Genomic DNA, 15,907 nt, shown 5'->3' on the forward strand with positions numbered 1-15,907 from the left:
CTCAAACCTAATAGAATAGGGGGGAATTCACTTGAATCTTGTATTAATGGGGCTCCCTGGTGCCGGTAAAGGTACACAAGCAGAAAGAATTGTTGAAAAGTACGGTATTCCGCATATCTCTACTGGAGACATGTTCCGTGCAGCGATCAAAGAAGAAACTGCTCTAGGTTTAGAAGCAAAGTCTTTTATGGATAAAGGTGAACTTGTGCCAGACGAAGTAACAATTGGTATTGTTAGAGAACGTCTTGGTAAACCCGATTGCGAAAAAGGTTTTCTTTTAGATGGTTTCCCTAGAACCGTTGCTCAAGCGGATGCTTTAGAAAATATTCTTTCTGATCTATCAAGAAAAATTGATTACGTTATTAACATTGATGTAGATCAAGAGATTTTGATGGAAAGGCTAACTGGCCGCAGAATATGTAAATCTTGTGGGGCAACATATCATCTTGTATTTAATCCTCCAACTAAAGAGGGCGAATGTGACCGCTGTGGTGGTGAATTATATCAACGTGAAGATGATAATGAAGCAACTGTTAAAAATAGACTTGACGTAAACATTAAGCAAACAAAACCTTTGCTTGATTTCTATGAAAATAAAGGCTATTTACGTAACATTAACGGTCAACAAGAAATTGGTAAAGTATTTACTGATCTAGATAGTCTTTTAAGAGGCTTACAATAATGATCATAAGCAAAACTCAACGTGAAATCGATATTATGCGAGAAGCTGGTAGAATTGTCGCTTTAACACATGAGGAATTACAAAAGCATATCACTCCGGGAATAACGACAAGAGAATTAGATCGTCTTGCTGAGGCTTTTATTCTCAAATGTGGGGCCGTCCCATCTTTTAAAGGATATAACGGTTTTCCAGGTAGTATATGTACATCTGTGAACGAAAAGCTAGTTCACGGGATTCCTGATGATAACAGCTTAAACGATGGTGATATCATCAGTATTGATATAGGTGCAAAATATAACGGTTATCACGGTGATTCTGCCTGGACCTACGCAGTAGGGGCAATTGATGAACAATCAAAAGCATTGCTTGAAGTTACTGAGCAGTCATTATATGAAGGCTTAAAACAAGCAAAGCCAGGTGTACGCTTATCGAACATCTCTCATGCAATCCAAACATATGCGGAAAGCAAAGGCTTTTCCATTGTACGAGAATATGTCGGACATGGGGTAGGGCAAGACTTACATGAGGAACCACAGATTCCACATTTTGGTCCCCCGAATAAAGGGCCTCTATTAAAACCAGGTATGGTATTAGCTATCGAACCGATGGTAAATATCGGTAGTAGATATGTATCAACGCTATCCGATCAATGGACAGTCGTAACAGTCGATGGTAAGCGTTGTGCCCATTTCGAACATACAATAGCCATTACTGAAACTGGTTATGAAATACTTACTGTAAAATAACAGTAGGCTTTTCTAAAATACTCCGTTTCTAACTCATTTTTCTTTTTACTATAAGGAGACGTCAAACTCTTTTTATGTTATAATCAGAAGGTTGTTGTGTATATGTTTAAAATCATTTGTTTTGAGTAAGATGATTATTAGCTCATAAAGCTTGCATTGATTACGCGACCTATGAGATTATGTATCGGAATGTCCGAATGTGTTATTCTGCGAACCTTTTAGCAAAGAATATCTACATGCTTGGGAAAGCATTTGATATATTTCGTATATGATTTTATGGAAGGGAGACTTGTTTAGTGGCGAAAGATGATGTAATTGAAGTAGAAGGCACAGTCATAGACACTTTGCCAAATGCAATGTTTAAGGTAGAATTAGAAAACGGTCATACAGTTTTAGCTCATGTTTCCGGTAAAATCCGCATGCACTTCATTCGTATTTTACCAGGGGATAAAGTAACAGTTGAGCTTTCTCCTTATGACTTAACTCGCGGAAGAATCACTTATCGTTTTAAATAATCATTGCACTCCGTACTACTAAGGAGGTTAGGATAATGAAAGTAAGACCATCAGTTAAACCGATCTGCGAAAAGTGCAAAGTCATCCGCAGAAAAGGTAAAGTAATGGTTATCTGTGAAAACCCTAAACATAAACAAAAACAAGGCTAATTTGAAGGAGGTGCGCATATAGTGGCACGTATTGCAGGTGTAGATGTACCACGTGAAAAACGTGTAGTAATCTCATTAACTTATATCTATGGTATTGGTAAAACAACTGCTCAAAAAGTTCTAGCAGAAGCTGGTGTAAACGAGAATACTCGTGTACGCGATCTTACTGAAGATGAATTAAACAAAATTCGTGAGCAAATCGATTCATTAAAAGTTGAAGGTGACCTTCGTCGTGAAGTATCACTTAACATCAAACGTCTAATGGAAATCGGATCCTACCGCGGTCTTCGTCACCGTCGTGGCTTACCTGTTCGCGGACAAAATACTAAAAACAATGCTCGTACACGTAAAGGTCCTCGTAAGACTGTAGCGAACAAAAAGAAATAATCGGTAAAGGAGGGTTCTTAAAATGGCTCGTAAAACTAATACACGTAAACGTCGTGTCAAAAAGAATATTGAAAGCGGAATTGCACATATTCGTTCAACATTCAATAATACAATCGTAACTATCACTGATTCTCATGGTAATGCTCTTTCTTGGTCAAGTGCTGGTGCGCTAGGATTCAGAGGTTCTCGTAAATCGACTCCTTTCGCTGCGCAAATGGCTGCTGAAACAGCTGCGAAAGCATCTATGGAACATGGTATGAAAACTTTAGAAGTAACAGTTAAAGGACCTGGTGCAGGTCGTGAAGCTGCTATTCGTGCATTACAAGCTGCTGGTCTAGAAGTTACTGCTATCAGAGACGTTACTCCAGTACCACATAACGGATGTCGTCCACCAAAACGCCGCCGTGTATAATTAATCTGTATAAACTTTTGAATCCCTGTCTATAATGGGATATGATACAAAGTAAATGAATTATACAGTATTTATTATTCCAGTTGTTGTGCACAAAACGGGAACGTATACATGGGGGAATTTCGGTTAATAAACCGGGGTTTCGACGTTTTGAAGGAGGGTGTATTTTGATGATCGAAATAGAAAAACCAAAAATCGAAACGGTTGAGATCAGCGATGATGCTAAGTATGGTAAGTTCGTCGTAGAACCACTTGAGCGTGGATATGGAACAACTTTGGGTAACTCCTTACGTCGTATCCTATTATCCTCACTCCCAGGTGCCGCTGTCACTTCGATCCAAATTGATGGGGTACTTCATGAGTTCTCAACAATTGAAGGCGTCGTAGAAGATGTAACATCTATCATTTTAAACATTAAAAAGCTCGCATTGAAAATCTATTCTGATGAAGAAAAAACATTAGAAATTGACGTTCAAAGCGAAGGTGTAGTTACTGCTGCAGATGTAACACATGATAGTGATGTAGAGATTCTTAATCCGGATCTTCATATTGCTACTCTTGGTTCAAATGGTCATTTGCATATGCGTCTAACTGCTAAACGTGGTCGTGGTTATACACCAGCTGTTCAAAACAAAAAAGAAGATCAACCAATCGGTGTAATTCCTATTGATTCTATTTATACGCCAGTTTCACGCGTACAATATCAAGTTGAGAATACTCGTGTTGGTCAATTGAGTAATTTTGATAAATTGACTTTTGATGTTTGGACTGACGGAAGTACTGGCCCTCAAGATGCAGTTGCACTTGGAGCGAAGATCTTAACTGAGCATTTGAATATCTTTGTTGGTTTAACTGATGAAGCTCAAAATGCTGAAATTATGGTTGAAAAAGAAGAAGACCAAAAAGAAAAAGTCCTTGAAATGACAATTGAAGAACTAGATTTATCTGTTCGTTCATACAACTGCTTAAAACGTGCAGGCATTAACACTGTTCAGGAGTTAGCTAATAAAACTGAAGAGGATATGATGAAAGTACGTAACTTAGGTAGGAAGTCTCTAGAGGAAGTAAAACATAAACTAGAAGAGCTTGGATTAGGTTTGCGTAAAGACGACTGATTGTCTTTTGAAATCTAGCCTTTAATGACTTCAACAAAGGAGGGAAACTTTCATGGGATACAGAAAGTTAGGACGCACTAGCGCTCAACGTAAAGCGATGCTACGTGACTTATCAACAGATTTAATCATCAATGAGCGTATTGAAACAACTGAAGCTCGTGCTAAAGAACTTCGTTCAGTAGTTGAAAAATTGATCACTCTTGGTAAACGTGGAGATCTTCACGCTCGTCGCCAAGCAGCTGCATATGTTCGTCATGAAGTAGCTGATGCTGAGAAAAACCAAGATGCTGTTCAAAAATTGTTCAGTGATATTGCTCCTCGTTATGAAGAGCGTCAAGGTGGTTACACTCGTATTATGAAAATCGGTCCTCGTCGTGGCGACGCAGCACCAATGGTAATCATCGAATTAGTATAATAAACGTATCTTCTTAGATTAGGATAACCTAACCTTTGGGATTCATGTGCAGATTGAGGGCGCCTGAATGGTTTCATTGGAACTTATTCAATGCCCTCTTTCTTTAAATAGGGATACCCCTAAAGCCAATGAGCAAAACCATTTTGAGTGTTACGATGGACATCCGTAATATTGAGGTGTTACGTCTAGCTCTTTGCATCTTCATCCATTTGCTTTACTCGTCCATACAGGAATGCCTGTATTACTAGGATGAGGATGCAGGCTTTTTTAAAAACAACCATTGCCAAGGCAATTATTAATGAGCCTTTGTTATGGAGATAGTTGCAGATAGGATAGAACTCCATATACATAGTAGCTCGCCATCAATAATGGCGGCTTTTTTATTATATAAAGAGAAATTTTTGTTTTGCCCCTAAGTTTTAGTTAATAGAATTTTTGTAACTCCTTATTCAATAGCATAATTAGTGGCAGAGTACGTGGGTATGTATGGTCGGTGCGCATACAGGTAAGGGAAAAAAGAAGAATTACTTATATACGTGAAAACGCGTAAAAGATATGGGGAAAGTGAAGAACTGCATGCACAGGGTGAAAGCGCGCAAAAGGTAGGAAAGAAAGGCAAAGAATTGTGCGTAAAGGGTGGAATCGCGCAAAAGGTAGGAAAGAAAGGCAAAGAATTGCGCGTAAAGGGTGGAATCGCGCAAAAGGTAGTAAAGAAAGACAAAGAACTGCGCGTAAAAGGTGGAAACGCGCAAAAGGTAGTAAAGAAAACTAAAGAATTGCGCGTAAAGGGTGAAAGCGCGCAAAAGGTAGGAAAGAAAGCTAAGGAATTGCGCGTAAAGGGTGAAAGCGCGCAAAAGGTAGGAAAGAAAGCTAAGGAATTGCGCGTAAACGATGGAAACGCGCAAAAAGTAGTAAAGAAAGACAAAGAACTGCGCGTAAAAGGTGGAAACGCGCAAAAGGTAGTAAAGAAAGCTAAGGAATTGCGCGTAAACGATGGAAACGCGCAAAAAGTAGTAAAGAAAGCTAAGGAATTGCGCGTAAAGGGTGAAAGCGCGCAAAAAGTAGTAAAGAAAGCTAAGGAATTGCGCGTAAAGGGTGAAAGCGCGCAAAAAGTAGTAAAGAAAGCTAAGGAACTGCGCGTAAACGATGGAAGCGCGCAAAAAGTAGTAAAGAAAGCTAAAGAATTGCGCGTAAAGGGTGAAAGCGCGCAAAAAGTAGTAAAGAAAGCTAAAGAATTGCGCGTAAATGATGGAATCACGCAAAAGGTAGTAAAGAAAACCAAGGAATTGCGCGTAAAGGGTGGAATCGCGCAAAAGGTGGCAAAGAAAACCAAGGAATTACGCGTAAACATTGGAATTGCGCAAAAACTAGTAAAGAAGCAAGACTTGTGCATAAAGAATAAATAAACACATTCACCATTCTGAATGCAAGCCAGTGATATTAGTACGATTAAGAATTGGTTTTCTATCACTTCAGAGCCGTGACCTATTGATAGCATTGAAGAATAGCGATGAAGTGAGTTAGAAGAAAGAGTGAAGTATAAGAGCAACTAAGACTCTGTCATCGTCTTAACGGGCTTGCCAATCGCCCATTTTTCAATCACTTCAGAGCAATTATCTTTTGACAAGCAGAGAAGAATAATAGCTATGAGGCCTGTCAAAAGAAAGAACGAAGTATAAGAGCAACTAGGTCTCTGTCGTCGCCTTAAAGGCTTGCCAATCGCACAGTTTTCTAATAAAATTTAGACGTTAGATTTTTAGGTTTGTTTTTAGTAGAGTTGAGAGCAGCAGAGGTTGGAGAGGAGTAGATGAGTATGAAGAATTCCCTCGTACAGATAAGGAATCTTTCTTTTAAATATGATGAGAATGCGGATTATGCGTTGAAAGATGTGACGTTTGATATATATGAAGGGGAATGGTTGGCGATTGTTGGTCATAATGGATCAGGCAAGTCAACGATGGCTAAGCTTTTAAATGGCTTGAATTTCCCCAAGGAAGGCAGTATTACGGTAGATGGTTTGCTGCTATCAGAAGAAACGGTTTGGGACATACGAGATAAAATTGGGATGGTTTTTCAAAATCCCGATAACCAGTTTGTTGGTACGACTGTACAGGATGATGTGGCTTTTGGTTTAGAAAATCACGGCATCGAGAGAGAGGAAATGATTAAGCGTGTCCATAACGCGCTGGAGAGTGTGAAAATGGAACAGTTTCTTGATCAAGAGCCGCACCATTTATCAGGTGGCCAAAAGCAGCGTGTGGCCATTGCAGGGGTTCTAGCGCTTAGGCCAAATATCATTGTCTTGGACGAAGCGACCTCTATGTTAGACCCGCGTGGTCGTGAAGAGGTGTTAGAGACGATTAGGCAGTTAAAAGCATCGCAAGAAATGACTGTTATTTCCATCACACATGATTTAGAAGAAGCAGCAAAGGCTGATCGCATGATTGTGATGAATAAAGGACAGCTTTATCGGGAAGGTAGTCCGGAAGATATTTTCCAATTAGATGAAGAGTTGATTTCGTTAGGACTTGATATTCCATTCCCTGTGAAAATGAGCAAAATGTTAAAAGGCTTAAATATCCCAGTATCTAAGCATCATTTATCTGAAGAAGAATTGGTGGAAGAATTATGGACATCTCACTCAAAAATGTAGAATATCGCTATCAGGTCAATACGCCGTTTGAAAGATTAGCGATTCAAGATGTGTCTATAGATATTCCATCAGGCACATTTCTCGCTTTAATAGGACATACTGGTTCTGGGAAATCGACCGTCCTACAACATTTAAATGCATTACTGAAACCTACAGCGGGCGAAGTTGTTATTGGTGAGAGAACGATTACTTCTGAAAAGAAACAGAAGGGCTTAAAAGCGATACGCCAAAAAGTAGCGATTGTGTTTCAATTTCCTGAGCATCAACTATTTGAAGAAACTGTAGAGAAGGATATTTGTTTTGGTCCGATGAATTTCGGTGTGAATGAAGAAGAAGCAAAAAGGCGAGCGCATGAAGCAATTAAACAAGTGGGCCTAGATGAGTCGATTTTACAAAAATCGCCGTTCGATCTTTCTGGTGGACAAATGCGCCGAGTTGCCATTGCTGGTGTATTAGCGATGCATCCTGATGTCATTGTGCTTGATGAACCAACAGCTGGCTTAGATCCTCGTGGGCGCAAAGAAATTATGGATATGTTTTATCAGCTTCATAAAGAGCGGAATTTATCTACGATTCTTGTAACGCATAGTATGGAGGATGCCTCACGCTATGCGGATAAGATTGCTATTATGCATAAAGGTGAAGTCTATAAAGTGGGCACACCACTCGAGATTTTCTCTGACCCGGAGCAATTGATAAAAATGGGCTTAGACGTACCAGAGGTTGTGAAGTTCCAGCAAAAGCTAGAGAAAACATTCGGCTATAAGTTTGCTAAAACATGCTTAACAATAGAGGAAATCAGTCAAGAAATGCCTCGCTTTTTAAAGAGAGGTGAAGCCTAATGATGGAAAAAATGATTTTTGGACGCTATGTTCCAGCTGATTCAGTGATTCACCGAATGGACCCGCGTTCCAAACTCATTATCGTTCTTTTATTCGTATGTGTTGTTTTTATCGCTAATAATGCGATTACGTATGGTGCCCTTGTTGTCTATACCTTATTAATGCTAGCGATGTCGAAAGTGCCGATGCGCTTTGTATTTGGCGGCTTAAAACTCGTCTTCATTTTGATTATTTTTACGTTCTTGATGCATATCTTTTTAACAAGAGAAGGACCGATTATTTTTGAATTAGGATGGTTTAAAGTTTACGAGGAAGGCTTGAGACAAGGGATTTTTATCTCTTTACGCTTTTTCCTATTAATCTTAATCACATCGATCCTAACGTTAACAACAGCCCCTATTGCGATTACAGACGGTTTAGAGAGTTTGTTAGGCCCACTTAAGAAGTTGAAGTTTCCGGTGCATGAGCTCGCCCTAATGATGTCTATCGCCTTAAGGTTTATTCCGACGCTCATGGAGGAAACAGATAAAATTATGAAGGCACAATCAGCAAGAGGCGTGGAGTTCTCCTCAGGCCCTGTAAAAGACCGTGTGATGGCCATTATTCCACTACTGATTCCGCTGTTTGTGAGTTCATTTAAACGAGCAGAGGAGCTTGCCACAGCAATGGAGGCACGTGGTTATCGTGGAGGCGATGGACGGACAAGGTATCGTAAGCTTGTGTGGAGCGGAATTGATACATTGATGTTGTTATTGCTTTTGGCTTTAACGATATTGTTAATTATATTTAGAACATAAAGAGGGCAAATCATGAGAATCAAATGTATTATCGCTTACGATGGCACAGGCTTTGCGGGCTATCAAGTACAACCGAATAAACGGACTGTCCAGAGGGAGCTAGAAACAGCACTTACGAAGCTGCATAAGGGCAGTGAAGTGAAAGTTGTTGCTTCTGGCCGCACGGACGCTGGTGTTCATGCGGTGGGTCAAGTAATTCACTTCGATAGTCCTTTGCAGTTGCCTGAGGAGCGGTGGCCAGCTGCATTGAATTCTATTCTGCCGAATGATGTTGTAGTAGAGGAAGCGGCCTATGTAGCAGAGGACTTCCATGCGCGATATCATGCTATAGGTAAGGAGTATCGCTACCGATTAATACGCACGAAGAAAAGCAACCCTTTTTTGCGGCATTATGCTTATCAGTATTCCTTTCCAATAGATGTGGAATGTATGCGCAAAGCCATCCCGTATTTATTAGGAGAACATGACTTTACAAGCTTTTGTTCAGCAAGGTCTGAAGTGGAAGATCGCGTGCGGAACATCTATGGGATTTATATTGAGGAACATGATGATGAGCTACTGTTCCGTTTTGTTGGTAACGGGTTTCTTTATAATATGATTCGCATCTTAATGGGGACCTTACTTGAGGTTGGTAAGGGCGAGCGAGAGCCACATGAAATAGAGAAGATTTTAGCGAAGAAAAACCGTATCTTTGCTGGGAAAACGGCACCTGGTCATGGCCTGTATTTATGGCAAGTCTATTACGATGAAAATATTGCTAATGATAAGTAAAGAGCGTCATTTGCTGGATTTGCGAGAAAAAATTCTTAAAACAACTAATCCAGGTGTAACATCGACTTGACAATCAGCTGGTAAAGTTATATTATAGCATATGGTATTATTATTAAAACCACGATAAGCCCCGGAATCTTATTGTGTAAGAATATATGAAACCAAAAATGATTATAATGGATTTAATTTAGGAGGGAAAACCGATGCGTACAACGTTTATGGCGAATGCAAACAATATCGAACGTAAATGGTACGTAGTTGATGCTGAAGGCAAAACTCTTGGACGTCTTGCTAGTGAAGTAGCATCAATTCTACGTGGTAAACATAAACCAACTTATACACCACATGTGGATACTGGTGATCATGTAATTATCTTGAACGCTTCTAAGATCGAATTAACTGGTAAGAAGCTTACTGATAAAATTTACTACCGCCACAGCATGCACCCTGGTGGTTTAAAAACTAGAACTGCTAATGAAATGCGTACAAACTACCCTGAGAGCATGTTAGAGCTTGCTATTAAAGGCATGCTTCCAAAGAACTCTCTTGGTCGTCAAATGTTTAAAAAATTACATGTTTACGCTGGTAGCGAACATGCGCACCAAGCACAACAACCAGAAGTTTACGAACTTCGTGGATAATTAATTAGGGGAGGTTATTAACTTGGCACAGGTTCAATATACTGGTACTGGTCGCCGTAAGAGCTCAGTAGCTCGCGTACGTTTAGTCCCTGGCGACGGTAAAATCGTTATCAATGGTCGTGAAATCAATGAATATATCCCGTTTGCAGCTTTACGTGAAGTTGTTAAACAACCACTAGTAGCTACTGAAACAGTAGGAAGCTACGACATTCTTGTAAATGTTAAAGGTGGTGGATACACTGGTCAAGCTGGCGCAATCCGCCACGGTATCGCTCGTGCGTTACTTCTAGCTGATCCAGAATACCGTCCAACACTAAAACGCGCTGGACTATTAACACGTGACGCTCGTATGAAAGAACGTAAAAAATACGGTCTTAAAGGCGCTCGTCGTGCACCTCAGTTCTCAAAACGTTAATATACCAACGTTTCAAGACCCTCGAACAGTTTTGTTCAAGGGTCTTTTTTGATGAGAAAAATAGCTTTTGACCTAATTTTGACCTAATTTATTCTAATTCCATAAATTTAAGGAAGTTTTCAGCGGTTTTTTGAGACATTGTTTTTGAGACATGAGTATATACATTCATTATTGAAAGGCTAAACAACAAAAGGCTTGGTTAGAAAAAGGAGATAAATTATAAGGCTGTCCAATAGGGCAGTCTTTTTTATTTCCACATAAAAATAAAAGGAGTGTTAATAAAATGGCAGGATTATTAGATATACCAAAATTTGTGGACTTTAGAAACGAAGTAAAAAGGCACCCGAGATTAAAATTTCCTGTATTGAGTTTAAAAGGTAAAACAACATTAGCCATTCATCATAGTTTAACTAAGCAAGGGCTTGGGGGTTCTAATGCTGAAGGCTATGCGAGATATCATGTAGATACACACGGTTGGCCAAGCATTGGTTATAGCTATGTAATTGAGCCTGATGGGACAATCAAATTTTGTAATGACATTGAATTAAGGACTTATCATGTAGGTGATCACAATAATTATGCGATTGGCATCTGTTTAACAGGGGATTTCAGAAGTGAAAAACCTACAAAAAAACAAGAGGAAAGCTTGCGCAACTTAGTTGCTACGTTACAAAAAAATACCCTCATATTAAATATGTTAAAGGACACAATGAATTCAGTGGATATGCTTGGAAAGAGTGCCCAGTGTTTGATTACAAGGCTGTTTTGGCTAATAAATCAGTAGTTGCAAAACCCGTGCATTCCAAGCCTGTTTCGAAGCCAGCAGCCAAGCCGTCAGGGGAATATAAAGGAAGTAGTATTGTTGATTACCTAAAATCAAAAGGAATCAATTCCTCATTTAACAATCGAAAGAAACTTGCTTCTCAGCACGGCATCAAGAATTATTCAGGCACTCCAGCACAAAACTTAACATTGCTTGAAAAAATGAAGAAAAAAGGTACAACTCAAACGAGTAAATCAGCCAAAAAAGGCGATATGAAAACAACTAGCGTGGTTGATTATTTGAAGTCAATTAATGTTGATTCTTCATTTGCAAATCGAAAAAAGCTTGCTTCTAAATACGGAATTAAGAATTATAAGGGAACACGGGACAAAATACTGAATTACTTAGCGAATTAAGGAAGTAGTAAGGATTTTACAAAAAAACGTGACTATTGAAGGAAGGATAACTTACTTTGAAGAATAGTAATATATATAAAATATTTTGGGGGTAAAAAGTTGAAATACAAATTTATTACTATTCTTCATAGATTAAAATTAGAAAACATACTTAATAAGGGTAAGGAACTCATTCCAGGAACAAGAATATCAAATGGTGAAAAGGAAAGGAATGATATTTTAAATAGTGATCTTTTAAGGTGGACTGCAGGGTCACATTCAGTTGATGAATTTAATGATACAGTTTATTTTTATAAGTATGGTGTATGTAAGGATATAAAAACTTTCGATGAAATGGACAATAAGGGCTCAAATATGACATTTACATTTTTGAGAGATGCACAAGAATTTGTAAACAGTCTATGGAGGATAAAGGATAATGGGGTTTATGTAAGGGATGGTTTTTTAATTGCATATGAAAAAGAGATCCAAGATGGACGAACTTATAAAGCATCTTTAACAGAGACTTTCAAGCGTGCTGATGGCAAACAAATTGATGATATTTTCACAATGAAAGAAATTGAAGAGGCCATTCATACATATACTCCTTTTTCTTTAGATGAGGTAGATGAGGAAAGTTTTGGCGGGAAATTGCCTGATACATCTCTTTTCTATAAAAGTGGTGATCCAGGAAGGTTAGTGAAAGCTTTTTATTTTACACTTGTAGCTAGAACAAGTTTTGCTTTACCTATGAAGATAGTTTTCTATTGCACAGCACTCGAATGTTTATTTAGTACTTCAACAACTGATTTAACACATAGAATATCGGAAAGAGTCGGGATTATGATAGGCACTTCTCAAGATGAAAAAATTGAATTATATAAGTTTATAAAGAAAGTTTATGGTTTTAGGTCCACGATTATACATGGATCGAGTATAAAAAGTAATGATCAGGAACTTATTTCTTACTCTACAAAGTTAGATGAGATTCTAAGACAATTAATTTCTGCCGAGCACGAAGTTTTTTCGAAGAATAATGATGAAATGGATAATTTTTTCTTAGAACATATCTTTATGTAGTTAAAAGCCCTTTCATTGAGGGCTTTTATAGTTTTAAATATCTTTAACCATTATAGATAGTTATTTTTCCTCTGAATTTTTTCCTGTCCCAGTTAAAACAAAGAAAGGAACAGTATTTTCTTCTTCATCATTCTTTATAAGATGTTTAAAGTATGTATTAGGTATGATAATTTGCGCTGAATGAAAACTTTTTAAAACTATTGGTAGTTTGGTACTTTCTTTTAAATATTCTTCAGAATGGGTAAATTCATATGGAGTAAAGAGTATACTTCCTTCCTTACTGAATAGGCATTTAACCAAAATGAATAATTTAGACGGATAGTAGATGTTCCTTTTATTAATAATAATTAGTTGTATTAAATCTGATAATGTATCTCTTGGGAAAAAATAAATCTTCGATTAATACATCCCTATGACCCGTATTTTGTATCTTGATAGTCCTCACAATACCATACTTCTCGTAATAATCCCCACCGATAGTACTGTCAATCAAAGTAATACGTTCTCTTCTCTCTACCTTAGATAAATATAAAGAAACAAGAACAGCTAGAAATGTCGATATTGCTGCAATAGATGTCCAATCAATTACATTTAGTTTAATTACTATGGAAAGAATCATGATGTCACCTCAAATTGTAATATGAAAAGTTATAATACTATATACTTCTTTTGTGAGGTGAAAATTCCTTCTTCATGATTTTAAAAAATAACTCTTCTCAAATGAGATAGGATTACGATTTCAAATAGTTTTCTTCATTAATTTTTTTCTTTGCTTCTGAGATAGTACCTTTAAAGGTTTTTCCGGTACACTTAATACTTAAATCTCCTGTTTTAGCAACAACTGTGACCTTATTCTCAGTTGCAGAAATATGATAAGTAACACCACTTTCAATAAAACCTAAAGGCTCAAATTTAAAATATAATTACCCCATTTCTAACTATAATATTACTATGTTAAAGTTCTAAAGTCCTTTTAGATAAAAATCCAACAAATACTCACATTTATTCCTAATCCTTGGATTAAAATAATTATGCTGCTCATCATATCCTTTATATTGAAACTCATACATAGTAAAAAAGGATGGTTATGGCAAAGGCATATATTAATCCTAATTCTACTAACGGAGAGGTTTAGTAGAAAAGGAATTTTTTAAGAGATTTTTCTTTTAATGCAGAGCCAGTATAAAAATTAGTATAATTAGAGGTGAAGCATATTTAAATATCGTGACCTTATCGAAGTAACTCACATCAAATTATCAATGAGTTTTATTAGCTTGGAGTGTTGTTAGGAAGAGAGGCAAAAGAAAACTCTGAACTCGATATAGTGTTTTATCTCTTATAAATAGCTTTTTTATTTGAATTATTGGAAAGTTAGGTTCTCGATATCAGAGAAGGAGCCCGTCAAATTTACTTTATATTTCATTGGGGTACCTTAAAACTGGGTAAATTGAATAGGTTCATCTATCCTTAAGGACGTATCCTCCCAAGCTTCGGGTCCCTTATTAAGTGATAATATCTCCATTATCTATATTTTTAATGACAATAATAGCAGTTGCTAATCCTATTAACGAGAGAGTAATAGGTATGATAATAATTGAATATAATGAAAAGCCATTTATATTTTGACTTATGATTAGAGAGACAAAGAAGGCTGAAACGATTGTAGCTGGGACTGAATATTTTTTTAATCCAAAGTAAAGTGGAATTAAGCTAATTAAGCTCGCAGCCAATGCATTGAATACTACCTTTCCAAAGGAATTGATAATGATTGTGGCACTTAACGGTTCAGGAATAACATTTGTAAAAGAATTAAACAAGTAAAATCCGCTTCCCACTATAATAAAAGAGAAGATAATAGCAAAGAAAGTAAACAAAACCGTTACAAGTAACTTTGCTATTAGAATGGTTCTTCGTTTAATAGGATACATAAAAAGGACATTAATGGTCTTATTTTTATACTCACTTATAACAATTTGAGACAAAAGTACAGCCGCAAAAATGATAAATGTGACTCTTATGATTGTTTCTATTATCTCCATAGCCATATAATGACTTGTCATGACCTGAATTCCTTGATTCGTTTCAACATAAGCGATTAGACATATTAGAAAAAGGATGACAATATTGGCAATTAGCGCACCTTTCACATACTTTGTTATTTCAAATTTTTGCATTTCTAATTTCATAAGCTTAAGCACTGACTCCACCACCATTCAATAAGGTAAAGAAGTAATCCTCTAATGAACTGCTTTTATGATAAATAGATTCAATCACTACTCCGTGTTTAAATAGGACTTCTGAAATGACACCTTGGGGTACTCCCAAATCATAAACGCGTATGGTTAGTGAATCTAGCATCTTAGTATTTGTAATCTTTAAATGGTGTTCTAGTATCAAAGCTACTTTTGCGGAATCTTTGGTCACGATTTCTATATAGTCTTTATTATTTTCTCTGACTTTTTCCATCGGAATTTCTTCCATTAGCTTTCCCTGTATTATAACGCCAATCTTATCAGCAATATGTTCAATTTCTGCTAGAATATGACTTGAGATAAAAATGGTTATTCCATATTCTTTATTTAGCTTTTTAAACAATTTCCTTATCTCTTTAATGCCAACAGGATCTAATCCATTAATCGGTTCATCTAGTATAAGTAATTCAGGTTTTGTCATGATTGCTCGTGCGATTGCCAATCTTTGCTTCATTCCCATTGAAAATTCCTTTACTGGCTTAGCTCCAGTGTTTGTCAACTTGACCATCTCTAATGATTCGTCAACAGCATTCTTATTATGATATCCCATATATTCGCAGTGAAGTTCTAAATTTTTTCTTGCACTTAGCTTCTCATAAAAGACCGGTTGTTCAATAATTGCCCCTATCTTGCCTAAAACTTGATAGGAATTAGATGATAATGCCTTTTCAAATAAATCTATTTCCCCACGAGTCGGTTTGATTAAATTTGCGACCATCTTCATCACTGTCGTTTTCCCGGCACCGTTTGGTCCTAAAAAACCATAAATTTCTCCTTTATTAACCGTAATATTCACATTAGAGATGATCTCTTTTTCATTAAAAACCTTTGTTAATTCACGGGTTTCTATAATTCTATTCATGAATCTGTTCCTCCC

The 15,907-nt window shown here is 37.2% G+C and carries 20 protein-coding genes; 18 read left to right on the forward strand and 2 right to left on the reverse strand.

Annotated features, from left to right (window positions below):
- Positions 1 to 31: 31 nt before the first annotated feature.
- The 18 genes from MKX67_RS00815 (at position 32) to MKX67_RS00900 (ending at position 12,778) form a co-directional block, all read left to right on the forward strand.
- Positions 32 to 682 carry an adenylate kinase gene (locus MKX67_RS00815; RefSeq protein ID WP_095371204.1) on the forward strand — a complete coding sequence of 217 codons (651 nt, stop codon included), beginning with the start codon at positions 32 to 34 and terminating at the stop codon, positions 680 to 682.
- Positions 682 to 1,428 carry a type I methionyl aminopeptidase gene (gene map / locus MKX67_RS00820; RefSeq protein WP_251163144.1) on the forward strand — a complete coding sequence of 249 codons (747 nt, stop codon included), beginning with the start codon at positions 682 to 684 and terminating at the stop codon, positions 1,426 to 1,428. Before MKX67_RS00815 ends, map begins: the two co-directional genes overlap by 1 nt.
- Before the next feature lie 296 nt (positions 1,429 to 1,724).
- The gene (gene infA, locus MKX67_RS00825; protein ID WP_095371202.1) at positions 1,725 to 1,943 is read left to right on the forward strand and encodes a translation initiation factor IF-1; all 219 of its coding nucleotides are present in this window, start codon (positions 1,725 to 1,727) and stop codon (positions 1,941 to 1,943) included.
- A 35-nt stretch (positions 1,944 to 1,978) separates the two neighbouring features.
- A complete protein-coding gene (gene rpmJ / locus MKX67_RS00830) occupies positions 1,979 to 2,092 on the forward strand; it encodes a 50S ribosomal protein L36 (RefSeq protein WP_003156543.1) in 114 nt (37 codons plus the stop codon).
- 21 nt (positions 2,093 to 2,113) lie between these two features.
- Positions 2,114 to 2,479, forward strand: coding sequence for a 30S ribosomal protein S13 (gene rpsM / locus MKX67_RS00835; protein ID WP_095371201.1), 366 nt, complete (start codon positions 2,114 to 2,116; stop codon positions 2,477 to 2,479).
- A 22-nt stretch (positions 2,480 to 2,501) separates the two neighbouring features.
- Complete coding sequence (gene rpsK, locus MKX67_RS00840; protein ID WP_095371200.1) at positions 2,502 to 2,891, forward strand: 30S ribosomal protein S11; 390 nt, start codon at positions 2,502 to 2,504, stop codon at positions 2,889 to 2,891.
- Positions 2,892 to 3,061: 170 nt separating this feature from the next.
- On the forward strand, positions 3,062 to 4,006 hold the full coding sequence (locus MKX67_RS00845; protein WP_095371199.1) for a DNA-directed RNA polymerase subunit alpha: 945 nt from the start codon (positions 3,062 to 3,064) through the stop codon (positions 4,004 to 4,006).
- 52 nt (positions 4,007 to 4,058) lie between these two features.
- Entirely contained in the window at positions 4,059 to 4,421 is a 363-nt protein-coding gene (gene rplQ, locus MKX67_RS00850) for a 50S ribosomal protein L17 (RefSeq protein ID WP_095371198.1), read from the forward strand.
- 536 nt (positions 4,422 to 4,957) lie between these two features.
- Positions 4,958 to 5,827 carry a hypothetical protein gene (locus MKX67_RS00855; RefSeq protein ID WP_322910600.1) on the forward strand — a complete coding sequence of 290 codons (870 nt, stop codon included), beginning with the start codon at positions 4,958 to 4,960 and terminating at the stop codon, positions 5,825 to 5,827.
- A gap of 407 nt (positions 5,828 to 6,234) precedes the next feature.
- Positions 6,235 to 7,074, forward strand: a complete 840-nt coding sequence (locus tag MKX67_RS00860; RefSeq protein ID WP_289435098.1) for an energy-coupling factor ABC transporter ATP-binding protein — start codon at positions 6,235 to 6,237, stop codon at positions 7,072 to 7,074.
- Complete coding sequence (locus MKX67_RS00865) at positions 7,050 to 7,916, forward strand: energy-coupling factor ABC transporter ATP-binding protein (RefSeq protein ID WP_095371195.1); 867 nt, start codon at positions 7,050 to 7,052, stop codon at positions 7,914 to 7,916. Before MKX67_RS00860 ends, MKX67_RS00865 begins: the two co-directional genes overlap by 25 nt.
- A complete protein-coding gene (locus tag MKX67_RS00870) occupies positions 7,916 to 8,713 on the forward strand; it encodes an energy-coupling factor transporter transmembrane component T (protein ID WP_095371194.1) in 798 nt (265 codons plus the stop codon). The genes MKX67_RS00865 and MKX67_RS00870 overlap by 1 nt, the downstream gene beginning before the upstream one ends.
- 9 nt (positions 8,714 to 8,722) lie before the next feature.
- On the forward strand, positions 8,723 to 9,484 hold the full coding sequence (truA, locus tag MKX67_RS00875) for a tRNA pseudouridine(38-40) synthase TruA (RefSeq protein WP_322910607.1): 762 nt from the start codon (positions 8,723 to 8,725) through the stop codon (positions 9,482 to 9,484).
- 203 nt (positions 9,485 to 9,687) lie between these two features.
- The gene (rplM, locus tag MKX67_RS00880) at positions 9,688 to 10,125 is read left to right on the forward strand and encodes a 50S ribosomal protein L13 (RefSeq protein WP_095371192.1); all 438 of its coding nucleotides are present in this window, start codon (positions 9,688 to 9,690) and stop codon (positions 10,123 to 10,125) included.
- A 22-nt stretch (positions 10,126 to 10,147) separates the two neighbouring features.
- Positions 10,148 to 10,540, forward strand: a complete 393-nt coding sequence (gene rpsI, locus MKX67_RS00885; protein ID WP_095371191.1) for a 30S ribosomal protein S9 — start codon at positions 10,148 to 10,150, stop codon at positions 10,538 to 10,540.
- Positions 10,541 to 10,823: 283 nt separating this feature from the next.
- The gene (locus tag MKX67_RS00890; protein ID WP_322910599.1) at positions 10,824 to 11,324 is read left to right on the forward strand and encodes a peptidoglycan recognition family protein; all 501 of its coding nucleotides are present in this window, start codon (positions 10,824 to 10,826) and stop codon (positions 11,322 to 11,324) included.
- Positions 11,285 to 11,719, forward strand: coding sequence for a hypothetical protein (locus MKX67_RS00895; RefSeq protein WP_322910598.1), 435 nt, complete (start codon positions 11,285 to 11,287; stop codon positions 11,717 to 11,719). The genes MKX67_RS00890 and MKX67_RS00895 overlap by 40 nt, the downstream gene beginning before the upstream one ends.
- A gap of 99 nt (positions 11,720 to 11,818) precedes the next feature.
- Entirely contained in the window at positions 11,819 to 12,778 is a 960-nt protein-coding gene (locus tag MKX67_RS00900) for a hypothetical protein (RefSeq protein ID WP_322910597.1), read from the forward strand.
- A gap of 1,502 nt (positions 12,779 to 14,280) precedes the next feature.
- Here MKX67_RS00900 and MKX67_RS00905 read toward each other — a convergent pair.
- Positions 14,281 to 14,976 (reverse strand): ABC transporter permease, encoded by a 696-nt coding sequence (locus MKX67_RS00905; RefSeq protein ID WP_095371105.1) that lies wholly within the window; start codon positions 14,974 to 14,976, stop codon positions 14,281 to 14,283.
- Complete coding sequence (locus MKX67_RS00910; protein ID WP_322910596.1) at positions 14,969 to 15,892, reverse strand: ATP-binding cassette domain-containing protein; 924 nt, start codon at positions 15,890 to 15,892, stop codon at positions 14,969 to 14,971. Before MKX67_RS00910 ends, MKX67_RS00905 begins: the two co-directional genes overlap by 8 nt.
- Between the last annotated feature and the right edge of the window lie 15 nt (positions 15,893 to 15,907).

This window comes from Cytobacillus sp. FSL W7-1323 (genome assembly GCF_038595015.1).
Taxonomy (GTDB): Bacteria; Bacillota; Bacilli; order Bacillales; family Cytobacillaceae; genus Cytobacillus; species Cytobacillus kochii.